General features: G+C 61.3%; 17 protein-coding genes. 10 read left to right on the plus strand and 7 right to left on the minus strand.

Features of this window, described 5'->3' with window-relative positions:
* Positions 1–77: 77 nt before the first annotated feature.
* The gene (locus Enr13x_RS24890) at positions 78–2,903 is read right to left on the minus strand and encodes a c-type cytochrome (protein WP_197455337.1); all 2,826 of its coding nucleotides are present in this window, start codon (positions 2,901–2,903) and stop codon (positions 78–80) included.
* 528 nt (positions 2,904–3,431) lie between these two features.
* On the minus strand, positions 3,432–4,694 hold the full coding sequence (locus Enr13x_RS24895; RefSeq protein ID WP_231743766.1) for a BaiN/RdsA family NAD(P)/FAD-dependent oxidoreductase: 1,263 nt from the start codon (positions 4,692–4,694) through the stop codon (positions 3,432–3,434).
* Positions 4,695–4,927: 233 nt separating this feature from the next.
* On the opposite strand from Enr13x_RS24895, the gene Enr13x_RS24900 reads away from it, so the two are divergent.
* The 4 genes from Enr13x_RS24900 to Enr13x_RS24915 all read left to right on the plus strand — a co-directional run bounded on the left by Enr13x_RS24900 (position 4,928) and on the right by Enr13x_RS24915 (position 9,279).
* Positions 4,928–6,097, plus strand: coding sequence for a fatty acid desaturase family protein (locus Enr13x_RS24900; protein ID WP_145389522.1), 1,170 nt, complete (start codon positions 4,928–4,930; stop codon positions 6,095–6,097).
* Positions 6,098–6,536: 439 nt separating this feature from the next.
* On the plus strand, positions 6,537–7,559 hold the full coding sequence (locus Enr13x_RS24905) for a hypothetical protein (protein ID WP_145389523.1): 1,023 nt from the start codon (positions 6,537–6,539) through the stop codon (positions 7,557–7,559).
* Positions 7,556–7,921: a hypothetical protein gene (locus Enr13x_RS24910; protein ID WP_145389524.1), complete on the plus strand. Its 366-nt coding sequence runs from the start codon at positions 7,556–7,558 to the stop codon at positions 7,919–7,921. The genes Enr13x_RS24905 and Enr13x_RS24910 overlap by 4 nt, the downstream gene beginning before the upstream one ends.
* Positions 7,918–9,279, plus strand: coding sequence for a methyltransferase RsmF C-terminal domain-like protein (locus tag Enr13x_RS24915; protein ID WP_145389525.1), 1,362 nt, complete (start codon positions 7,918–7,920; stop codon positions 9,277–9,279). The genes Enr13x_RS24910 and Enr13x_RS24915 overlap by 4 nt, the downstream gene beginning before the upstream one ends.
* Positions 9,280–9,429: 150 nt before the next feature.
* Here Enr13x_RS24915 and folD read toward each other — a convergent pair whose 3' ends face one another.
* Positions 9,430–10,323, minus strand: a complete 894-nt coding sequence (gene folD, locus Enr13x_RS24920) for a bifunctional methylenetetrahydrofolate dehydrogenase/methenyltetrahydrofolate cyclohydrolase FolD (protein WP_145389526.1) — start codon at positions 10,321–10,323, stop codon at positions 9,430–9,432.
* 173 nt (positions 10,324–10,496) lie between these two features.
* Here folD and Enr13x_RS24925 point away from each other — a divergent pair, with 173 nt between their 5' ends.
* A complete protein-coding gene (locus Enr13x_RS24925; protein WP_145389527.1) occupies positions 10,497–12,209 on the plus strand; it encodes an NADPH-dependent assimilatory sulfite reductase hemoprotein subunit in 1,713 nt (570 codons plus the stop codon).
* Between the two features lie 185 nt (positions 12,210–12,394).
* On the opposite strand, the gene Enr13x_RS24930 is transcribed toward Enr13x_RS24925, so the two are convergent.
* On the minus strand, positions 12,395–13,129 hold the full coding sequence (locus tag Enr13x_RS24930) for an FHA domain-containing protein (protein ID WP_145389528.1): 735 nt from the start codon (positions 13,127–13,129) through the stop codon (positions 12,395–12,397).
* Positions 13,130–13,270: 141 nt separating this feature from the next.
* The gene (locus Enr13x_RS24935; protein ID WP_145389529.1) at positions 13,271–14,227 is read right to left on the minus strand and encodes a ThuA domain-containing protein; all 957 of its coding nucleotides are present in this window, start codon (positions 14,225–14,227) and stop codon (positions 13,271–13,273) included.
* A gap of 113 nt (positions 14,228–14,340) precedes the next feature.
* Here Enr13x_RS24935 and Enr13x_RS24940 point away from each other — a divergent pair, with 113 nt between their 5' ends.
* From Enr13x_RS24940 to Enr13x_RS24955, 4 genes are all read left to right on the plus strand, one after another.
* Entirely contained in the window at positions 14,341–15,228 is an 888-nt protein-coding gene (locus Enr13x_RS24940; protein ID WP_231743767.1) for a class I SAM-dependent methyltransferase, read from the plus strand.
* Positions 15,225–16,175, plus strand: coding sequence for an ATP-dependent sacrificial sulfur transferase LarE (larE, locus tag Enr13x_RS24945; protein WP_145389531.1), 951 nt, complete (start codon positions 15,225–15,227; stop codon positions 16,173–16,175). The genes Enr13x_RS24940 and larE overlap by 4 nt, the downstream gene beginning before the upstream one ends.
* A 55-nt stretch (positions 16,176–16,230) precedes the next feature.
* On the plus strand, positions 16,231–17,901 hold the full coding sequence (locus tag Enr13x_RS24950; RefSeq protein WP_145389532.1) for a protein kinase domain-containing protein: 1,671 nt from the start codon (positions 16,231–16,233) through the stop codon (positions 17,899–17,901).
* An 85-nt stretch (positions 17,902–17,986) separates the two neighbouring features.
* Positions 17,987–18,220, plus strand: a complete 234-nt coding sequence (locus Enr13x_RS24955; RefSeq protein ID WP_145389533.1) for a hypothetical protein — start codon at positions 17,987–17,989, stop codon at positions 18,218–18,220.
* Between the two features lie 25 nt (positions 18,221–18,245).
* On the opposite strand, the gene Enr13x_RS24960 is transcribed toward Enr13x_RS24955, so the two are convergent.
* Both Enr13x_RS24960 and Enr13x_RS24965 read right to left on the minus strand, forming a co-directional pair.
* Positions 18,246–19,160 (minus strand): aldo/keto reductase, encoded by a 915-nt coding sequence (locus tag Enr13x_RS24960; RefSeq protein ID WP_145389534.1) that lies wholly within the window; start codon positions 19,158–19,160, stop codon positions 18,246–18,248.
* Between the two features lie 540 nt (positions 19,161–19,700).
* Positions 19,701–21,110 carry a BBP7 family outer membrane beta-barrel protein gene (locus Enr13x_RS24965; RefSeq protein WP_145389535.1) on the minus strand — a complete coding sequence of 470 codons (1,410 nt, stop codon included), beginning with the start codon at positions 21,108–21,110 and terminating at the stop codon, positions 19,701–19,703.
* Positions 21,111–21,698: 588 nt separating this feature from the next.
* On the opposite strand from Enr13x_RS24965, the gene Enr13x_RS24970 reads away from it, so the two are divergent.
* Positions 21,699–23,633: a preprotein translocase subunit SecA gene (locus Enr13x_RS24970; protein ID WP_390621116.1), complete on the plus strand. Its 1,935-nt coding sequence runs from the start codon at positions 21,699–21,701 to the stop codon at positions 23,631–23,633.
* Positions 23,634–23,811: the final 178 nt, after the last annotated feature.

Below are 23,811 nucleotides of genomic sequence, written 5' to 3' on the forward strand. Positions count from 1 at the left end.
GCCTCCGGAACCTTGTGTTCCCAGGCCGAGCCCGGGAACGAGTGGGGGATGACAGGCTGGAAGCCTATCCCACTGAGTTACCATCGGTACTGCACCTCCAGCGTGGTGCTGCCGGGCGACAGGGAAAGCGGAACGATCAGCTGCATTCCCGTTTCCGATTGCAAGATGTCCGCTTGATGTTCCGGATCGATTCGGACACTCAGCTTGTCGTCGACGAGAAAGGATTGCCCGTCGATGGCTTTCACGTTCTCGCCCGATGCAACGCGAAAGACCAGGTTGTCTCGTTGGTCTTTGGAGGTGAATTTCACCGCTCGTTTCAACACCGTTTGTTCGGAGTCCGCGTCTTGCGAATCGACCGCGTAATCCGAGATTTCGACTACACCCCATCGATACATCCAGGTAGGTCGGCCGATGTCATCCAGGTCATAGCCGATGAATTGGTGATGCGGCGGACGCCCCTCGTCAACGATCCAGGGCGTTTGGGCGTCGTCTAAGTCTGGACCGGGTTGGAATCGAATCAAGTCGCTTCCCAGTGGTCGCACGGTTCCGTGACCCTGGCCGCGCCAGACGCCGCCGGGATCGGCGAAGTCGCCTTTCCAAATCATCGCCAACCGCATCTGCTCGGCGTCAAAGGCCAGATTCAATCCACCGGGATAGCCGACTCCGATGCCGCGTTTGCCAATCCCCTGGTAGCTTCGACGCAGCATCACGGCGCGGCCCCGGTCGGCCAACAAACGGATCGGCTCTAACTGCAATCCGCGCGGCGTCCGGGCCTGTCGTCCTTCGAGCAGGTACTCCCAGACCGCTCCGATTTGCAGGTTCGGGTCTCCGCCCAGGATCTCTTTGCGGATCGCTTTCCCGCCCGGCCAAAACGACGGCATCACCGTTCCCGGGCTGACCAACTGCGGCGAGACCATGTATTGATAAAACCATTCCCGATGCAGCCGCTCGGCCATTTCGGTCAGGTCGACCGCCGGCATGGTTTGCGCCGGTTTGTGTTGGAAGGTGTGGCAGGCGATGCAGTTCAGCCCGCCGTTTCCGACCAGTTCCAAGCCCGTTTTGCGAGCTTCCTTGGGATCCTGCGTCTGGATGATTTCGACCAACGGCTTGGGGTCAACCGACGCAAAGCGATCGATCAGATCAGCCACATTGGCCGCGCCGTATTGCGGCATTCTGGTTTTCATGTAGGGGCGGATGGAGCGACCGCTGACCAACACATCGCGCAGCCATTTGGAACGCAGCTTCCCTCCGACGCCACTCAACGGCGGCGGGATCCGTCCTTGGGGTCCGAGGTTTTCATTGCTCGTGTGAAAGTACGGATCGCGCTGGTCCGACACCCCGCCCCAGCCATCGCGTGTGTGGCAACGGTCACAACGAAACGTTGCCATCGTCAACACGACTTGTTCTCGATCATCAAGCGTGGCGGCGGACGATTTTAGGGCAACTCGAATCGCGTCACGCTGGGTGTCGTCCAATTGGTAGTTCGCCCATGCGCCCGGCTCCCCCGACAAACAACCCCGGGTCGTGTTCAATTCAGCCAGCGACGGATAACGACCGGCACGCCCGCGGCCCTGAACAGGTTGCGTTTGGCCGTGTTCGGCGACATGGCACTGGACGCAACCGAGTTCGTTGAACGACTGGCGGCCGGCACGAATCAGGTCGGGATCGGTTGGCATCGGTTGGCGGTCGACATCGGCCCCCGCACCGCTGACCAGATAGTTGGCCAAATCGACCGCTTCCCAATGCGTCAGTTTCATATCGGGCATGCGACCAGAGGGGCGTACCGAATGCGGATTTTCAAGGAAAGCCGATAGCCCATCGATGCTGTACTTCCGACTCAGATCGCCAAGCGCCACCGAACGGTCGGCCATCAACTCGTCGCCGTCATCGCCGCGCGGTGAATGGCAGGCGACGCATCCGACCGAGTGAAACAGTTCTCGACCGCGCGATGCCGACTTGTCGTCGATCGATCCCCGTTGGAAAGGCTCCGTTGTCAGCGACATCAGGTACTGGGTGATCGCCGTCGACGCCGCCTCGCGATCCGCGTCGGAAAGATGCTGCATCAGATCCGGCATGCTGGTCCCCGGTTTCACGCCGTGGGGATCCGCGATGAAACGTCGGATGTAATGCGGATCAATCCGCGATGCCGCCGCGGTCAAGAGCGGAGCCTGTTTGGGTGGCGTGGAAGAATACATCGTCGGTTCCGCGGCATTGTCATCATGACAGCGGACGCAACCGAATTGGTCCAGCAAAACCGTTCCATGGATTTGCGGGTCCAGTGAGGTGATCCTTGACGCGGGCACCGATGCGGCGACGTGGGGTGTGTGCCCGGTTTGGGCGATGTCCATCAGGTACTTGACCAGATCCAGAAACTGTTGCCGGTCGGTGAGTTGATCGGCCAACTTGGTCGGCATCGCGGAAACCGTTTGCGGTTCCATGCGATCGATGTCGTCGCGCGCGATCTCGATCAAGCGATTGGCATCGGACAGTTCCCGGAGCACGATCGTGTCGGCGTCTTGCCGGATGACTCGTCCGGTCGCCACGCGACCTTCCTGGGTCAGGATCTTGACCGATTCGAATCCCTTGGCGATCGACTTGGAAGGTTGCAGGATTGCTTCGACGATCGTTTCGTCATTCCGTTCCGCAGAGACTTCGGTGAGGTCCGGTCCGAGCAGATCGGCGGCGCCTTGGGCGTGGCACTTGGTGCAGGCGAGTGACTGGGTCGAAAACAGGATGGCCCCCCGAACCGCATCCCCCCGCTCGCGTGCCAGCGCGGCCAGTGATCCACTGTCCTCAGCGAGCAGTCGGTCGGTCAACGAGGGTTGCGGGAGGGGCTGGGCCGGGCAACGAATGGCATGGCAACCGAGTGCAAACAACAGTCCGGCGAGCAGGATTCGATTCACGCCAAGGGTTCTCGTCTGATGATCAAGGTTCATGTTCGATGGCGACAGTGTAACTGCAGTGTAGGGCAAGCTTCTGGGTTGCCGAAGCCGAGTGGAGCCTCACTGCCACAAGAAACCGGCGTGACACGGCGTCGCGGTGCGCGATACGCAGTCGTGAGTCGTGTTTGCGCACGCCCCATTCGTCGAAACCCTCTCTTGCGAAATGGGGCGAGCCGCGCCCTCGTTGGTCTAGTGCTTCGTCAACTTTTATTCTTAGTGAGCCGCGACGCGTAAGCGGCCGGGCATCCAGGTGCCCGCCCGAGGCCTTACGGCCAGCGGCTCACCAATGGCTCGACCAATCCCACTGAATCGACAGCCCGCGAACTCCCCGGCTTGCGCCTTTTTGCCAACACACCGGAGGGCTCGCGCCCTGCCGCTAAAAAATCGTTCACGGCGTCCGGCGGAGCCTGGGAACAAGTGCGGAAGGGGGACGGCCGGGACGGCCGAGGATCGCAAGCTGGAAGCTTACGCCACGGGTGGGGAGGCACGTCATGTTGCGGCGGCGATTCCGGCGGCTCGTCCGGTGCTGAAGGCGGCTTGAAAGTTGTAGCCTCCGATCCAGCCATCGACGTCCAGCACTTCGCCCGCGATGTACAAACCGGGGACCTTGCGACTTTCCATCGTTCGCGGATCCACTTCCGATAGTTTCACGCCGCCTGCGGTGACCTCCGCTTTGGCGAACCCCCGCGTTCCTTGCACGGGAAACGTCGCGTACTTCAGCCCGTTGACGAGAGACTGCAGCTTGACGCGTGAAAGTTCTGCGATCGGGCACTCGGCGTCACTTGCCCGGGTGATCGATTCGGCCAGTCGACTCGGCAACCACTCTGCGATCACGGCGGTGGTCGTGCGACGTCCGCCGCCGCCGCGATCGGTCAGTGCCGCCTCGATTTGCGGGACCGACAGCTCGGGCACCACATCGACGGCGAGTGTGACGTCGTCGAATGAATCGGCACGGGTGATCGTGCCGCTGACGTCCATGGCGGCCGGTCCGGAGAACCCCAGATGCGTGAACAGCCAACTGCTGCGACGACTGACCAGCGGCTTGCGTTTGGAGGGAGCGTTGGTTTCCCAATCACTGCGTTGGTAGACCGAAGCGACACAATCATCGAGCGTTAAACCGGACAGACTGTGCGTCCAATCGTATCCGCCGACCAGGGGAACCAGCGCGGGGCGGGTCCGCACGATGGTGTGACCCAACTTGTGCAGCCAGGCATAGGCGTCGCCGGTGGTGCCGCAGCCCGGCCAACTCTTGCCACCGGCGGTGACGATCAGCCGACCACAGCGGATCGTCTCCGATTCGGTCTGGACCAGCCACCCGCCGGCTGTCTTTTCGACCGCGGCGACGGCGCAACGCAAATGAAGCTTCACGCCGGCTTGGACGGCGCGTCGTTGCAAGGCATCGCGGACGTGCAGCGCCCGATCGGATTGCGGAAACACTTTTCCGGTCGACTCCACCTTGGTTTGCACCCCGTGCTCGTGAAACATCGCCACCACATCGGCCGGTCCGAAGGCACCGACGGACTTTTGCAAAAATCGCCCGGCCCTGCCAAAGGCCTGGACGATCCCCTTGGCGTCGGTGTCCTGGGTGATGTTGCAGCGGGTTCCACCGGACATCAAAATTTTGACGCCGGTTTTGCCGTTCTTCTCCAACAGGTGCACCTCCGCCCCCCTACTGGAAGCCTCCGCCGCCGCGACCAGACCGGCGGCTCCGGCGCCGATCACCACGATTGGGTGTGCGGATTTGTCAAGCATGGTTGAATCGGTCATCTGCGGTCAGGGTGCGACAATGGTGACATCAGTAACTTTGGGGAATATACGGGCGAGGTTGTAAGATGCGATTTAAACTGTTGGTTTACTAGGACGGACGGCAAACTTGCCGTCTTGCAGGGACGATACAAGCAACACGAGGATTCCGTCCAGCAACGTTGGTTTTGCCCGACTGTGTGCTGGATCACCGCCGCGACCCACTTCACGATTGTTCTGCGATGTCCGTTGATAGCCCAGCCCATCTCGCCAACGACACTGATCCAGCGCCCGAACGAACGCCGAAGGTCGCTTCCGTCCCTCCGCGGGGAGACGGCAAGTTTTCCTTTGCCGAAGCACGCAGTTTGATCGGTGATTTAACGAAGCCGAATCCGCGAATCTACTGGACCGATTTTTTGCTGTCGATCGTCGGCGGGTTCATTGCCTTGCACGCGACGCTGCATGTGCCGCGACTGTTCTGGCCCGCGCCTTGGGTGATTCCCGTTGTGATCGTGTCGTACCTGGCGACCGTGCTGTTGTTCATGCGCTCGATCATGTTCATCCACGAACTGGTCCATTTGCCCAAAGAGGGGTTCAACGGATTTCGGTTCGTTTGGAATGCGTTGTGCGGCATCCCGTTGTTTGTGCCGTCGTTTTTGTACTATCCGCACGTCGATCACCATCGACGCAAACATTACGGCACCGACCATGACGGAGAATACTTGTCGCTCAGCCATCACAGCCCGTGGATGATCGTCGGCTTCATCGGCCAGGCGCTGATCATTCCGTTTTTGGGTCTGTTTCGATTCGTGGTGCTAAGCCCGCTTTGCTGGGTGATCCCGGGGGCCCGCGGGTTCGTGCATCGCCACGCGTCGACGATGGTGGTGGATCCGTTTTACGAGCGTGACGATCCGTCGGACAAGGAGATGCGGATCGTGGTGGTGCAGGAGTTCTTTTGCTTTCTGATCGGAAGCGGATTGATCTTTCGCCACAAGATCGTGACCGGGGAATGGTTTGATCCACTTTGGATCGTCGCATACAGCGTTGCGATCGGATTGTTGACGTTGAATGAAGTCCGCACACTGGGGGCGCATCGTTGGACGGGCGATGGCGGCGAGATGACGTTTGAAGAACAGCTGCTCGATTCGGTCAACTATCCCCATCATCCGTGGATCAGCGAGTTGTGGGGCCCGATCGGAACGCGGTACCACGCCTTGCACCACTTATTCCCCCGCCTGCCCTACCACAACCTGGGTGAAGCCCACCGTCGTCTGATCGAGGGGTTGCCGGCCGATTCGCCGTATCATCGGACGGTCGCGACCAGCTTGACCGCCGAGATCAAGGCACTGTGGCGACGGGCGCGCGATCGTGGGAAAGCGGCCCAAGACGAACCGACCGCGATGGCGGCGTGATCGGCCGCGGACAGATTCACGCGTCTGTGGGTGTCGAGTGCTTTCGAGACCGTCCCACTCAAGGCGACCACGTTTCGCACGGATGATGGCCCTTCCGGGCCGTCGCCTGGAGGGCTCGCCCGACGACCTAGAAACGTTGGAACAATAAGTGATGGACCGGCGGGGTGGTTGTTGGGCTTCTTGCGTGATCGGCACCGCGTACGTGATACTGCGGCCTCAAGGGCAACGCTGTGAAGCATTTTTTAGCGGCAGGGCGCGAGCCCTCCGGTGTTTTGGCAGAGATGAAGAACCGGAGGGCTCGCGCCCTGCCGCTAAAACCTCAAGAAACACATGGGAAAAATGCTTCACAGCGTTACCTCAAGGGGACGAGCGACCACGGGGGTGCCTGTCGCCCTTGATCGAAATTGCCACGGTTGATCGGACGACGCGGAGCCCAGGCTTGAACAAGAGCGAGATTCACGCCGGTTACGACTTTGAATCAGGGATGTTTTCTCGGATGCGTTCCTGGGTCGACGTGGCATCCTGGGTTCGCCTGACCCGCATCCCGCGAATTCTCGCTTCGCCCAGTGCCGTCGGGCTGGTCTTGGTCGCCTGCGTCGCGACCCGGACGCTCCTCTCGTTTTGCGTCGAGGGACGCATCAAGCTGGCCCCGGTTTGGGAGCTTCATTCGCACATTCGGCTGCTGGGGGCGCTGTTTCAGGCGACCGGTCCGTTGCTCGGATCGCTGTTGGTCGCGGTGATGTTGGTCCTTTGGATTCCGGTGATCCAGTTCGTTTGCCGCGGCGGTGCCGCGTTGTCCGCGGGCAAACCCCTGCCGCGGGCCGCCGGGACGCTGCGATTGGTCGGTTCGCGGCTGTGGCGATCCCTGTTCGTGCCGATCCTCCCTTGTCTGTGCAGCGTGGCACTGATGGTGGGCGTGTTCCTGATTCGTGTCCCGAGTTTCGTGGCGGACGTTCCCTTGGTCTCCGGCATCACGGGCTGGCTGATCGGGATCGCGGCGATCCCGATCGGGGTGCTGGGATTCGGAGCCGTGTTTGCCGTGCCGCTGGCGCTGGCGGCGATGGTTTGTGAGCCGACGCCCGACCCGATCGATTCGCTCAGCCGCGGCTATGAATCGTTGTATCGTCGACCGCTGTCGTTGGCCTGGTACGTGGCGTTTTCCGGGGCGTTGGTGTGTCTGTTCGGTGTGATGCTGGGCGGAATCGGCTTGGCGTCGGTAGTCGCGGCACAGCTCGTCACGTCGGTGATTTCATCCGACGGGGCGCAACTCCAAGCAGCCGCCGATGTCATCACCCTGGTCGTGGTTGCCTGGCAGACCACGCTGGCATTTGGTCTACTCGGGGGAGTTTATTTGTTGCTCCGCAGTGACACCGGTGGGCAGGAGGCGGAGGATCTATGGGAACCGCCCGCACCGCCGGTCGAGCCGTTGCCGGAATTGCCTGAGGAAGCGATCGACGGATGAGTCCTATTCCAACGAATCCTGAACTCTCACAGCGTGCCGCGACCGGGCCGCCAGAATCGGGTGTCGCGGCGCAATCCGCCAAGCGTGGCCCCCGGATTCAAATCAGCCTGTCGATGATGTTGCTGATGATGGTCGTGTTCGCCTTCATCTCGGCGGCGCTGTATTACGCCTCACAAGTTCCGGCGATCCGCGAAGAACTCAGTGTGCTGTTGTACGGTGAAGCGGAGGAGCGTGGTGAAGACGTCGGTCGGCTGGCGCACCGGGCGTTCATCATGTTTACGTTTACATCGCCGCTGCTGTTGGCTTGCGTCCTTTCGCTGGTGGTTTCGGCTTTAAAATATTTGCAGCGCACGACAACGTGAACGACGAACCGTCTGACGCGGATCAGCATGACGCTCTGCAGCCGCTGGTCGCGGCACTCGGAAACGCCGCGATGCGTCCCGAAGAATTTGCCGCATTCTCCGCCGCGTTGATGTCGCGGCATCCCAGCGCGGTGCGTTATCGCGCCGACATCGATCCCGGGGACGTTGGCTTTCCGGTTCGTCCGATTCCGTGGTATTCGCTCGGCTATCAATGCACCGATCCCGCGGTCCGGCCGAGCCGATCGCTGCAGTACGCCGCCGGCGACTTTTTCATTCAGGACGCCGGATCGATGTTGGCTTTGGCGGCCAGCGACGCAGACCGTCCCCCGCAACGCGACCGATTGATTTGTGATCTCTGCGCCGCGCCGGGCGGCAAGTCGAGTGCCCTGCTGGAATCGATCGGCGACGGTTTTTTGTTAGCCAATGAACCGATCAAGTCTCGGATCGCGCCGTTGGCGTACAACTTGGCGCGCACCGGCAGCGATCGCTACGCCATCTCCAGCCTCGACCCCGAGCGGCTTCAATCGCGACTCGGCGGGATTTTTGATTTGGTCTTGGCGGATGTCCCCTGCAGCGGGCAAGCGTTGCTGGGGCGCGGAAAACAAAGCCTGGCCGCGGTTTCGAAGACTCAGATCGAACACAGCGCGCTGCGTGCCAGACGAATCCTGGCCTCGGCCGTCAATCTGGTCCGCCCCGGCGGCCGGTTGGTGCTCAGTACATGCACGTTCGCCGAAGCGGAAAATGAATCCCAAGTGCGTTGGCTGTTGGACCAAGACGGCGTGACGGCCCAGCCACTCGATCGCCTGGCGGACTACGCGAGCGACGAGACCGGATGCAGCTATCGCTTGTGGCCACACCGCCACGATTGTGCGGGCAGTTTTGCCGCGTCGCTTCGCTGTGACATCGACAGCTCGATCCCCGCGGAGTCGGGGTTTCGAAAGAAACGCAAACGCGGCAAAAAACAGGAACGGTTGCCGGAGGGATGCGGCGAGTGGTTTGACGCGTTGCCGCAGCGTCATCAGGTCGCCGGCGCGGTCATTTGGGCATGGCCCGATGACGCTCCGCCGTGGCTGGGATCGATTGCCGCCGGGGGCCCTGAATTGGCCTATCGCACCGGCCAGACCTGGAAGCCGTCGCACGAAGCGGCGCTGCGGCGAGACGGTGTGCTCCGGGCGTCACAGTCGATCGACGTCGACGCACCGACGGCACAGTTATTCTTGAGCGGTCAACCGATCCCCTGCGACGCGTCGGGCTGGTGCGTCGTGCGTCACCGCGGCCGCGCGTTGGGCTGGGTCAAGGCATCCCGCGGGACCGGCAAAAACCACCTGCCCGCGGCGGCCCGGATGAACGTGGGCTAGTGTTTTGTCAGCTTAAGGCGACCGCTTTTCGCACGTACGATGGCCCTTCCGGGCCGTCGTCCGGAGGGCTCGCCCCGACGCCCCAGAAGGGACGTCGTACAACGGAACCGCTTTTCCGCTTCACACTCAATCGACGACAACCTTCGCACGTCAGCGGCCGCTTTGCAGTTTCGCCGCGGCCAGGGTGTTGTGCAACAACATCGCGATCGTCAGCGGGCCGACTCCGCCGGGGACCGGAGTGATCGCCGCGGCAATTTCTTTGGCCTGATCGAAGGCCACGTCGCCGACCAGTTTGTCGCCGACGCGGTTGATTCCGACATCGATCACGATGGCGCCGGGTTTGATCATGTCGCCGGTGATCATTTCGGGGCGGCCGACCGCGGCGATCAGGCAATCCGCTTCGCGGCACACCTCAGCCAGATTCTCTGTCCGACTGTGCGCGATCGTCACCGTGGCATTGGCGACATCGGGGCCGCACGAACCGTTTTTCTGGGCCAGCATCATTGCCATTGGTTTGCCGACAATGTCGCTGCGTCCGACGACGCAGACTTTTTTTCCGGCGACCGACAGGTTCGATCGTCCGAGCAGTTGAACGATTCCGTGCGGGGTGCAGGGCAGGAAACGGGGCCGGCCCTGCATCAACAGGCCGACGTTGACGGGCGAAAACGCGTCGACATCCTTGAGCGGATCGATGGCGTCAAGAATCTCTCGCTCGTCATAGTCCACCCCGGAGCCTGTCGGCAGCGGTAGCTGAACCAGGATGCCGTTGACGTTGGTATCGGTATTGAGTTCGGCGATCAGCGCCATCAGTTCGTCTTGGCCGGCGTCAGCGGGCAAGCGATGGGTGCGGCCGTCGATGCCGGCTTTTTCACAGGCCCGCGCTTTGTTTCGCACGTAGACCTGACTGGCGGGGTCCTCGCCCACCAGCACGGCGGTCAGGCAGGGTGGCGGGGCACCGCCGGCGACAAAATCCGCGACTTCCTTGGCCAGATCCGCGCGGATTTCCGCCGCGACTTGTTTTCCATCCAAAATCACTGCCGTCATGTTCGCCTCGTGTTGCGTCAGCTCGTCGCACCCCTGTTCTGTCGGGCGTCAACGGCCGATGGGTTTACCATAGTGGGAATTGCGTTTGAGCGTTATAGTTCGCGTAGATTCACAGTTCTTCTCTCGCCAGGTCCCCGACCCGCGAAACGATATCACACAGGATTTTTGACTCGATGTCTACCGAAGCGCCGAAGCTTAGCCCGGTCGAAAAAATCAAAGAGGAAAGCCAGTTTCTCAAGGGCACCATCGATACCGAGATGGCCGCCGACAGCGATCATTTCGGTAAATCCGACATCCAATTGCTGAAATTTCATGGCACCTACCAGCAAGACGATCGCGACAAGCGGCTGGAATTAAAGAAAGCCGGCGGCGGCAAAGCGTACGCGATGATGGTCCGATGCCGGATCCCCGGTGGCCGAATCACCAGCGAACAGATGCTCGCGCAATTGGATCTTTGCGACGAGCTGGGTGATTCGACGATGAAAATCACGACCCGGCAAACGCTGCAATTGCACGGCGTGCTCAAAAAGGACCTGCGTGCGACGATCCATCGCATCAACGAAATTCAATTGTCAACCTTGGCCGCCTGCGGCGACGTCAATCGCAACGTGATGTGCTGCCCCGCCAAACGCGCCGACGGGGTGCATCAGGCGATGGTCCAACTGACCGATGAACTGGTCACCGCGCTGGCGCCGCAAACGCCGGCCTACCACGAGCTGTGGCTGACCGATCCGGAGACCGGTGAAAAGACACTCGAGGGCGGCGGGCCGATCGTCGAACCCCTCTACGGACCGACTTACCTGCCGCGAAAATTCAAGGTCGGGATCGCGTTGCCGGAAGACAACTGCATCGACATCTACACGCAAGATCTGGGATTTTTGGCCGTCGTCCGCGACGGTGCGATCATCGGCTACAACGTCCTGGTCGGCGGCGGCATGGGCGTCACGCCGGCACTCAAACGGACCTATCCGGCGCTGGCCAAACGGATGGCATTTTGCACGCCCGAGCAAGCGGTCGAAGTCAGCAAGGCGGTGATCAAGGTCCAGCGCGACCACGGCAACCGCGCCGACCGCAAGGTCGCGCGGATGAAGTACCTGGTCGACGAATGGGGCGTCGAAAAATTCCGCCGCGCGGTCGAAGAACAATTCGGCCAGCCGCTGGCCGATTGCGAGCCCGATGATGTGACGGGCTTCGATGACCACATGGGTTGGCAAGACCAGGGCGACGGAAAATGGTCTTACGGACTGAACATCGAAAACGGCCGTCTGTACGACAACGACAAACGCCAACTCAAGGCGATGATGCGCGAGGTCTGTCGGACCTTCGGCACGGAATTGCGGATGACCGGCCACCAGAGCATCATCGTGACGGACGTCGATCCGGCCGACAAAGACAAACTGATCGAGATCATCAAGCGACACAACGTTCCCACGACCGAAGAAACCAGCACGGTCCGCCGCTGGTCGATGGCCTGCGTCGCGCTGCCGACCTGCGGCCTGGCGATCACCGAAAGCGAACGCCGCTTGCCCAGCCTGATCGATGACCTGGAACAGCCCCTGGCCAAACTCGGGCTGGACAAAGAACGGTTCACGATTCGAGTGACCGGGTGCCCCAACGGATGTGCCCGCCCCTACAACGCGGACTTGGCGTTGGTCGGCAAGGCCAAGGACAAGTACACCCTGTTTGCCGGCGGCGGATGGCTGGGGAACCGCTTGGCGTATTTGTACAAGGACCTGGTCCCGTCGGATCAGATCGCCGGCGAGATCGTCGCCATCGCCTCGGCTTACAAAGCCAATCGAAACGACGGCGAATCGCTGGGCGACTTCTGTGCCCGCGTCGGACAGGAAGACCTGACCGTGATGGCCGCCGCAGCGCCGACGCCCTAGCCCGGATTATTCACGGCTGCACATCATAGACGCGAGCGGAAAAGGGGTCAGGTACCAAAAACCAAATGGCCCGCAGGGTGCTTCGCATTTTTGGTACCTGACCCCTTTTCCGCGGTACCCTAAGAATAAAAGTTGACGAAGCACTAGTTCGACGCCGACGCTTTGGCTCGACGCCGTCCATCGATCTACCGCATGAACAAATTCCGGAGCGCCGCCGAAGCGGCGCTTTGTGAATCCCGGGGCCGCTTGGGGCGGAGGTGGTCGGGAAGCTTGCCCGACTCCGGCGAAGTCTTCTCGGAGTCGACATCGGACACGTCCAACTTGGCGGTCGAGGGGGTGGCATCATCGTCGCCCTGGCCGGGCGAGGCGGAGGATGATTGGTCGCTCTGTTCCGATTCAGCCGACTCCACGGGATCGTCCTCGCCCTCCCGCGGCCCGTCGGTGGCCGCTGATCGCCGCAGCAGCGGTGATTCGGATCCCTGCGAAGCCCCCAGGTCGGACGCGAGTTCGTCAAGCTCGAACAACAGTTGCGCCGCCCCGTTGGACGTCTCCGCCGGAGGCCCCGACCGCGTTGAACGCTCTCTCGGCGTGGGATAATGGGGCTTTCCGGTCACCTGGTCTCGGATCGAAACTCGAAAGGTGTACTTGCCGATTTTCAGATGGTCGTGGTGCCCAAGCTGCCTCGCGACGCCGACCTCGATCAATTCCCCCTCCACGACGGTCCCGTTGCGGCTGCCCAAGTCTTGGATCAAGACACCGCTGTCATTGAACGCGATGGAGCAATGCTTTCTGCTGACCGACCGCGAGGAAAACACGAGATCGCACTGCTCGTTGCGGCCGATCAAAAATGGCGACTGGTCAATCGTAGCGCGACGGCCTTTTCGCGAGCCGTTCGTCTGGAGAAGGGTGAGACGAAACAAGAATCTGCTGCCATGTCCGTTTTGATGAAGAACGCATCACCTGCCACGATCGGCTTGCGATCATACGGACTCGACGTGAAGATGGCGTGAAGCGGTCCACGGCATTGGATGAATAACCCGATTGCCCTGGTGGCCTGACACCTATCTCACAGCGGGAGCCCATGCGGGCTGGAGGTTCTCGATCTTGTCCGTGGGCGTTGCATCGGCCGGTAAATCACCGAGCGCGTATTGAATGCCGTCGAGCATGTGTTTGACGATCATCGGATTGGCAAACGTGTCCTCGCGGTGACCAAAGTTGGTGTAGAACACGCGTCCTTCACCGGCTGAGCGGATCCAGGAAACGGGAACCTCGCGCGGCCCATCGTTGATGCGACTGGAGACGGCTTCCTTGCTCATGTCCAAGCTGACCAACAGGCGCAACACGCCCGTGCCGACGTAGGACTTGGGGTTGTATTGGTAGATCTCGTCGGTATGCCAGAATCCCGAACCGTCGAAAGCGGCGTTGAGCACATGGCCGGGGTCGTCCAACTTGAACGCCCATTTCCCTCCGGCACCCCAGGGGTGGCCGGCGAACGTGCCGCCGACGATCGCCAAGCACTCCGGATGCCGATTGAAGTTGTCGCTGGCGGCGTGAAGACCGATCAAGCCTTTGCCGCCGATGATGAAGTCCATGAAGGCATCACGCATCGACGGTTCGGGGAATTGCATGTGGGTGGTATTGTTCAACAGGATGGCGTCGTATTTCGCCAAGTTCTCTGCCCGGAAGACGTCATAGGTGTCGGCGAAATCGGCTTCAAAGGCCTTGGATTTTTCCGCCATCATCCGCACACATTCGTTGCCGTGCGGAATCGAAGTGTGAATAAAACCTTCGCATCGATAAAAGACCAGAACGCGTCGCTTGGACGACGGCTTGGCCGCCAAGTCGCTGGGGACGGCCGCGGCGATTTGATGTTTCTCGTTCTCCGTCAGCGGCTTGAAACGCTCGGCCTTTTTTTGCTCCCACGGGTCGGGTTGCTGAGCGAAAACCGATTGGACGGTCCAAGGTGCGAGGGCGGCGATCAGAATCAGAACGAATCGCGATCGAGAAAGGCTGGGCATGGCGGGACCTGGAGGCGTGGGGGGCAGGGGGACGGGCAGGCGTGGGAAGGGCCATTGTAGTCTCCTTTACAGGCGTTCGACAAAAGTGCAGGCTTGAGAAAATGAGCAACACGGTGAACGAACGACCCGACGGCCCCGGCTATCGGCTGCTTGATTTCGGCCAGGGGCGCAAATTGGAATCATTCGGCGGGCGGATTCTGGACCGTCCCTCGCCGGCAGCCGACGGCGGGCGAAAACACCACCCGGATCTGTGGGCCGGCGCCGATTCCGTTTTTCATGATGATTCCCGCCACTGGGAACATCGGACGACTTGGCCGGCGGACCTGCGGGTTGAGTGCGACGGGTTTCGCATGCCGATCGCGCCCACGCCCTTCGGGCACGTCGGTGTGTTTCCCGAACAGGCGGCCAACTGGCGCTGGTTGCGCCAGACGGCGGCCCGCACCGGTGGGAACACCAGCGGGATGAACCTGTTCGCGTACACCGGCGCCAGCTCGATCGTGATGGCCGCCACGGGGATGAACGTCGCCCACGTCGACGCCGCCAAACCAAACGTCTCGGCCGCCCGAGCAGCGGCCGAGCTGAACGGACTGGCCGACCATCCGATCCGATACTTGGTCGACGACGCAGCCAAATTCACCGCCCGCGAAGTCCGCCGCGGCAACCGCTACCAGACGATCGTCCTGGATCCCCCGGCTTATGGGCACGGGCCATCGGGCAAAGCGTGGCGACTGCAGCGAGACCTCTGGCCGCTGCTGGGGGATTGCCTGTCGCTGCTGACACCGGACAGCTTTCGTCTGCTGATCACGGGGCATTCTCCGCAAGTCGCCGGCGCGGACGTGGTAGACTATTTGGCGTCGAGGTTGCCGAAAAAGTTCTCGTTTTCGCCCCGTCGGTTTGATTCGATCGTCGACAGCGGACGTTTAACGCTGGACGATTCGGAAGGCCGAAAACTCGATGCCGGCTTTTTTGTTCGGGTCACTTTCCATTCGCCTGATGCATGACGACTGATCCTTCCTCCCCCCTGCCTGTCGATCTGCCTGTCGATCGCTCGCCTGTTGAGTCTTCGCCCGCCGACCGCTCGCCCAGTCCCGCGTCGTCCAGCCGCCCGGCTGCGCGAGCGCAGTCCGAGTTGATTCGCTGGTTCGACGGGCGTGGGGAAATCGCTGTCGCCTTCTCCGGCGGGGTCGACAGCAGCGTGGTGTTGGCCGCGGCGCTCCGCAGCACCGCCCCCGCGGTCACCGCCGTCACGGCGGTTTCGCCCAGCGTCGCGACCTGGCAGCTCGAACTGGCCCAATCGATCGCGACGCACCTGGGGGCAACGCATCGATTGATTGAAACACACGAAGTCGAATTGCCCGAGTACCGTGTCAACGATGCCTCGCGTTGTTTTCACTGCAAGAGCACGCTGTATCAAACGCTTCACCAGTTGTGTCAAAGTCCGACGCTTCGGGACGCGACGATCGTTTCGGGGACCAACGCCGACGATCTGGGCGATTATCGACCGGGCATCGCCGCCGGTGACCAAGCCGGCGTGTTGAAACCGCTGGCGGAATTGAAGATCGACAAAGCCGCTGTTCGCGAGATCGCACACCGGTTCGGTTTGCCCAACGCGTCGTTGCCTGCGTCGCCGTGTTTGGCCAGCCGGATCGCTTACGGCGTGCCGGTGACGGTCGAACGACTGCAGCGGGTTGAAAAAGCCGAAGACCTGCTGCGCGAGCTGGGATTCGAAACGGTACGCGTGCGATACCACGACGGCGACTTGGCACGCATCGAGGTCCCGGCAGACCAGATCGCCAGACTCACCGACGCCCCGATTCGAACCGAGTTGTCGAAACACTTCAGCGAGATCGGTTTTCGTTACATCACCCTGGACTTGCAAGGTTTTTCCAGCGGCAGCATGAATCGGCAACTCGTCTCGCTGGGCCAACCCATCGGATCTGGCAAGTGACTCCCGCCTGGGCGGTAATGGACCGAGCCCCGACCAAACGAATTCGAGAGACTTCATGAACAAGACTGCGCCCAACGATGATTCGTCTGACGAACACTCTCGGAACGACGACACGATCGAAACCCGCCACGCGTCGGGGCAGCAGCGGGCCGGGGCAACGAACGATGATTCGGTTGCCGATTCGGGAGCTGACAACGACTCCGGCGCTGCCGAACCCAAGCCGCTCCCACTGTCGACGGCCAGCTTGGTCGGGTCGCGACTGGCCGGCTATCTGATCCTCAGCCGTCTCGGTCGCGGCGGCATGGCCGACGTCTACGCCGCCCGTGACATGGCACTCGAACGCGATGTCGCGATCAAGGTCTTGCGTCCCGACTTGGCACGCGACCGCGACTACATCACGCGTTTCCGCCGCGAGGCCAAAGCGGCAGCCAAGCTGAATCATTCCAACATCGTCCAAATCTACGAAGTCGGCGAAGACGCCTCGCGTCATTACATCGCCCAAGAATTGATCTCGGGCCAGAACCTTCGGGAATACCTTGAACGCAGCGGTGTGGTCGATCCCGAACAAGCGATCGAAATCCTCTATGGGGTCGCGTCGGCACTCGACGCCGCAGCGATCGAGGGCATCACGCACCGTGACATCAAACCCGAGAACATCATGTGGTCCAAGGCGGGGTCGGTCAAAGTTGCCGACTTCGGACTGGCCCGATTGGGCGACGACGTGGACGGCAGTCGCGCCGATTTGACCCAGGCCGGACTGACCCTCGGGACGCCGCGGTACATGAGTCCGGAACAGGTCCAAGGTCGGCCGGTGGACCCGCGCAGCGATTTGTATTCGCTGGGCGTGACCATGTATCACCTGTTGTCCGGACGCCCTCCGTTTGAAGCCGACGATCCGCTCGCACTGGCGTTTGCCCATGTCAACGAAACGCCCAAGCCCCTCGATCGCGTTCGCGGTGACAAAGATGTCCCGGAATGGTTGATCGCGATCATCGCCAAGCTGCTCCGCAAGGACCCGTCCGAACGCTTTCAATCCCCCGGCGAGCTGCTCGACGCGCTGACCGGTGACGACGCGGCCCAACGCAGCAACACGCGTCGCTTGGCCGGAGCGGCCACCGCGACGGCGCGATTGCAACGGGTCGCCGATGAGGAAAAACGTAATCGTGCTCGGGGGCGAAAACGTTTGTTCGCACTCAGCCTGGTTCCGATCCTGGCCGTCGGACTGGGGATCGCCACGGCATCTCAAGTCAAACGCCCCACCGTGTCGGAGCTATTGGGCCCCGACCCAGTCCCTCAGCGGGGGTCGATCGAAGAACAGTATTTGGAAGCCGCCGAGCGAGACGACGTCCAGGGCTGGAAAGCGATTGAAACCTATTTCCCCCCCGGCGACAGCGCCGTCATGCAGGCCTATGTCAGCAAGGCGAAATTGCAGCTCGCCCGGCTGTATCTGGAGCAAAACCGAATCGCCGAAGCCGACGCTACGCTGGTCGAGTTGCTCAACAGTCCGACCACCGATCGGAAATATCGCCTGATCGCGCTGGCCCGACGGGTCCAGGCGGCCAAGCAGACGGGGGACAAATTGCGCGTCGACGAAGCGAAACGACAACTCAAAGCCGCCTATGCGGACATCAAGTCGTCCAATGCGGCGGCCATCAACCTGTTCGAGGCCATGTTTTCCGGACGCGAACGGCTGGATCTGGGAATCGAACCCGAGCCGGCCGAATAAAATTTCACCCGGGGATCGATCGAGCTAAACTAGAACGCCTCGCGTTTTGGGGAACCCTTGCTACACACCGTTTTTCAGTCCAGACATGCTGTATTTTATTCCTTGGGCCGTCTTGATGTTGGCCGTCATCGTCGCCGTTCCGGTCGCCGCAAAAATGGCGTCCGGCGGGCGCGTTGCAAAGTCAGACAATGGCGACGCCGAAATGGATGAACAGGCCGAATCCGAGGACAGTGGCGATGACCAAGACGTGCTCGAAGATGACTTCGGCGGCGGCGACGTCGAACCGCTCGAAGACGACGCCTTCGAAGAGCTGAAGTGAGTGCACGCCGCATGCACAGCATGCCCTACGCTAGACAGTCACACTCGCCGACAATCCGCTCCACCGCCGCGAGCGTCTCGGGCGTCATGACCCGCGTCCCCACCAGTTCCCGAATCTGTTCTTCACGGCGTGCCCCGACCAGCGCCGCGGTCACGCCCGGTTGGGAGATCGCCCAGCCGACGGCCAGCTGCGCGACGCTTTGTTCGATTTCCCCGCCCAGCGTTTTCAAACGGTCAACCGCGTCGTGAATCCGACGACGCGTCTCGCCTTGAAAGATCGCATAGCCCGGCCGGCTGTCGCCTTTTTCGAACACGTGGTCGCGGGTGATCTTTCCGGCCAACAAGCCTTTCATCAATGTCCAGAAAACGTAGACGTCCCGACCGGCTGATTGCGCCGGCTGGATCAACTTGACAACGCTCGCGCGCTGAACCAAATTCAACGGACACTGGATCGCATCGGCGGGGACCGATGCGGCGAACTGTTGGATTTGTTCGGGCGATGCGTTGCAGATCCCGACGCGTTTGCAGATCCCCCGCGCTTGCAGCCGTGCCATCGCCGCCGCCGATGATTCCAAGGGAACGTTCGGATCGGGCTGATGCAAGAACAGGGTGTCGATCGAATCGATCCCCATTCGTTGTAACGACTCTTCGGCGTCGAGCGTCAACTGCTGTGGAGAGCCGTCGACGATGCGTTTGCGTTGCTCGGTCCAACGCTGGCCGACTTTGCCCATCACGGTGAATCGATCGCGCCGGCTGCGAACACACTCGCCGAGCAATCGATCGCTCTCTCCGTCGTAGCCGTAGCTGTACGCGGTGTCGAAGGTGGTGATCCCGGCGTCGATCGCCGCGGACAGTGTCGCCCTGGCATCATCACGTGTGACGCCGATCGTCGTGATGCCGGCGATCGGCCATAGACCCAAGACAAGTTTTGAAGTTGGCATGTTGGTGAAGACTCGTTGGAAACAAGTGACAAAGTGGGGTAAGCATCCTGCTTGCCACCCTCGCCGGCTCTGCCGGCGCGCTCGTGCGGCGAAGCCTTTCCTCGTTCCCAGGCTCCGCCCTACTCCGTGAACGATTTCTTTTCTGTTTTTGACGAGGTTGTAGCGGCAGGGCGCAAGCGGGCTGTCGGTTGAGTGAGTGAGCCGCGGGCGCGTAAGCGGCCGGGCATCCAGGCGCCCGCCCGAGGCCTTACGGCCAGCGGCTCACCATTGCCTCGACCAATCCCACTCAATCGACAGCCCGCGAACTCTCCGGCTTGCGAGTTTTTGCCAACACACCGGAGGGCTCGCGCCCTGCCGCTAACATATCGTTCACGGCGTTGGGCGGAGCCCGGGAACAAGGGTCGAGCGCGCAAAAAAACGCATGGCCGGATCGACCACGCGTTTCTGAAAGTTCGTTCAATCGGTTCGGTTCGCGAAGAGTCCTTTTGATCCCGGATGACGCAAAGAGCTTCCAACCGGCCGATATCGCTGTCGCGTCCCCTAGTAGTCGATCGAAGCTCCCAGGCTGACGCCTTGGACCCAGTGACTGCCTTCGACGATGTCGTAGGCGACCGGCGTCACGTTGGCACCGATGTTGCCGGTGTCACGATTGCGATTGATCTGGTCGCCCGCCATCGCCACGTTGTCGAAGTACAAGAACGTGTAGCCGACGGTGAACGAGACGTGATCGCGGAACCGGTAACCGATGGTGAAGTCCATTTCGGGGATGAACGTGAACACATCTTGGGTTTGCGTTCCCTGTTCGTCGTTGATCAGGATGCTCGAGTTCTGGGTTGAAACGGGTGCGTTGAGCAAGAAGTCGGTCGTCGTGCCCACCTTGCGGACCGTTTGTTCCATGTTCCCCAAGTGAACCTTGGTCAGGGCTCGGGCCGTCCAACGTCCGCGAGCGACCATCGATTCAAAGCCGAGTTGACCACCGTTGAAGCGGTTTTCGGTTTCGAACAAGCTGGAGAAGGCGGTCGCAGCAAGGTTCGGGTTTCGGCCGGCGTCCTCGTCACGCCGAAAGCTGCTGATCGAGATCATGTCGTCCAGCTCGGCGTAGGTGTAACCGGCGATGAACTCCAGACGCGATGACTTGTTGTGGCAGAACGTCATCCGGGCATAACCATCGGCCATGAACAAATCCGTGGCGTATTCCGCTTGGACATTGCCGGAGAACAAGTTCTGTTGACTGATGATGACCGAGTCCTCTTGTGCCGTGCCCGGATTGAATCGGGGGACGAAGTAGTAGGGTCGGCCGAGCGAACGTGACGTCGCATCGGTTTGGTCACCGCTGGCGGAGTAGTCGTCGCCGTTTTCGCTGAGCCAGAGGGTGCGTCCGCCGATACCGAAGCTGTCGGTCAGGTAGCGTCCAACGTCCGTGCGAATGCCGCCGGAAAGGCCGCCATCGAGATCGTCGCCGAACTCCACGGTAGCTGCCGGCAAGACGGGAAACACGCCCGGCGCGGCAGAGGTCACCAGCGGTGGCGCCTGTCGCTCGGCGTGAAACATCAACATCGCTTCGGCACGCATCCAGCCGTCTTTGCCGCACAGGTTGAACAGACCGGCTAAGCCGCCGCCGCCCTTGCTGCCACACATGCTGTCGCAGCCGACACCATCGCAGCCGGGGCTGTCGCAGCTATCGCAGCCGCCGATCGCTTTCTTCAAACCGCCGTCAAAGAAGCCGGCCGGCTGCAGATCACCGACGGTCACGGGAGCGTAATCGCTGATCGGTGCAACGGGAGCGGCAAACGGGGAACCAACGTGCACCGGTGCATCGGAGGCGACATCGCCGACGAATGCTTGTGGGGAATCGTTGGCGGGTACATACTGATTGTTGTCAGCCTGGGCCGACGCTGAGGCGGACAGCAACAGCGCTGCCAGGGTCATGCCTCGAAAGTTTTTCTTCATTTTTGTAGTCTCGCGCAGTCCGGGATTACTGGAACGACTGGTATAAGACGATCGACGGAAACGAGCGTTAGATCGAGAACGTCCCTTATGGTGCTTAAAGTCGGCGTATCCCTCCCAACTTCAACACTCAAACTGCCTGGACTTTCCAAAGTGCGGGAAAAACAGTGTTTTCAGCGGTAGACTGGGGTTCGCCGATCGCCCCCAGCACTCTGCTTTTGCTAAATCTTTTCGCAAATTGGTCCCCTAAACAGCTCGATGACCGACCAAGACACCGGCCGAAACGACGCCAGATCGAGCCGCCAGCCCGATCCGACCGATCCCGTGGACACCCAAAGCGAGCCTCCCACCGGAAGCCGCAATACGATCGTCGAACCGGTCTCCGCCCCCGAACCGGTCAGCGAACCCGAGCAAGTCGCCGAACCCGAACCGATTGCCGCACCCGAGCCGGTCGAACGAAAGGTCGTCCAAGCGACCGAAATCATCCCCGCCGACAAGCCTCGCGGCGACGCCGGCACTCCCGGCGGCGCATCCAGCACTCCCCCGGCCACCGTCGCCCCGGAGCGATTTCAGTCGGTCGGCACCAAGTCGATGTCAATCTTCTCCGGTGGCGGCTTCCACCCCAAAATGGTGCGTTGGAAGCGGATGCTCACCGAGATCAATGAACTCGAACCGACGCTGCAACCGGAGTCCGACAACGACCTTCGCAAACGCTCGTTGGCGCTGCGTTACCGCGCCATGGCCGGCGAAAAACTGGCCAAGCTACTTCCCGAGGCCTATGCCTTGGTCCGTGAAGCCGGCCGGCGAACGCTCGGCATGCGGCACTACGACGTGCAAATGATCGGCGGCATTTCGCTGTTCGAAAGCCACATCGCGGAAATGCAGACCGGTGAAGGAAAGACCTTGACCGCCACGCTGCCGCTGTACCTGCATTCCCTGGTCGGCAAGGGCGCCCACCTGGCAACGGTCAACGATTATTTGGCCAAACGGGACGCCGAATGGATGACGCCGATCTACAACTTGCTGGGCGTCAGCGTCGGAATCATCCAAACGCCCGACGACCAAGGGTCCCGACGCAAATCTTATGGCTCGGCGGTCACCTACGGGACGGCCAAAGAGTTCGGATTCGATTTCCTGAGAGACCGTTTGCTGTTGCGCGCCCAGAACCGCATCCAGACCGAAATGCTGGGCGATGGAGGCGGCGGGTTCTCCGATTCCGGCGATAAACCGGTCATGCGAGGCATGCACTTCTGCCTGGTCGACGAAGCGGACAGCATCTTGATCGACGAAGCCCGTACGCCGCTGATCATCGGCAGCCTGGAAGACACCGTCCGAGACCAAATCGTCGAAACCTATCGCTGGGCGTCCGAGCACGCCCCCGAATACGAACTGGATGATCACTTCACGATCGACGACGACACCAAGCAGTACGAATTGACCGCGCGAGGTCGCCAGAAGGTCCGTGCGTTGCCCAAGAGCAATCTGGTGCGCACCATGGGCCTGGTCGATCTGTACGAATACACCGAGCGGGCGGTCAAGGTGTTTCGCGAATTCCTGCTCGATCGCCAATACGTCGTGCGGCCCGGCGACAAGGGCGTCGATGAAATCGTGATCGTCGACGAATTCACCGGCCGGCTCGCCGAAGGACGCAAGTGGCGCGACGGAATCCACCAGGCGATCGAGGCCAAGGAGAACATCGAGATCAGCGTTCCCACCGGCCAGGCGGCACGGATCACCGTCCAAGACCTGTTCCTCCGCTACAACCACTTGGCCGGGATGACCGGCACCGCGGCGACCAGCGCGCGTGAATTGAAACGCATCTATCGCACGCCCGTGTTGCGGGTGCCGACCAACCGGCCGCCCAAACGCAAGCGATTGGCCGACCGCGTGTTCGGATCGATCGATGCCAAGTTTCAAGCGATCGTCGATGAAGTCAAAACGATCCACGAGACCGGGCGTCCGGTGTTGATCGGAACGCGTTCGATCGACAAGAGCGAGTTGCTGTCGCGGATGCTGCAGGCGATCGGCATCGAGCATCAGATTCTCAACGCCAATAACGTCGCCATGGAGGCCGAAATCGTCGCCGATGCGGGCCAGCACGGACGTGTCACCGTGGCCACCAACATGGCCGGACGCGGAACCGACATCAAACTCACCGACCAGATCGTTGAACTCGGCGGTATGCACGTGATCTGCACCGAGTTGCATGATGCGGCGCGGATCGACCGCCAGCTGATCGGACGTTGTGGACGCCAGGGCGACCCGGGTTCCTACCGCCAATACCTGTCCCTGGATGACGACATTCTCAAGGGCGGCTTGGGGCCGGACAAAGCCGAGAAACTGAAAGCCCGCGGCGAGAGTTTGACCGATTCGGTCGACTCCTACGCCAAACTGTTCCGCCGCGCCCAACGCAAGGTGGAAAAGAAACACTTTCGCGATCGGATGGTGCTGCTGCATCACGAAAAGGAACGCAAGAAGATGCAGCGTGAAATCGGCCAGGATCCTTACCTAGACACCCCAGACTGACGCAAATGGGGGATCTTTTTTTCGGCTTTGACTCAAGTCGCTCTGGCCCTCTGCCGACACGGGTTTCAATTCGAAAAAAAGCCAAAAACCGGGCTCGGCCGAGCTTGACAGGGCAATCGAAAACACCGTATCCCCGGCTCCGTGTCCATTAGCTCCCGGCACTTCCGCCCACTTTGGT

It is taken from the genome of Stieleria neptunia, from assembly GCF_007754155.1.
Lineage (GTDB): Bacteria > Planctomycetota > Planctomycetia > Pirellulales > Pirellulaceae > Stieleria > Stieleria neptunia.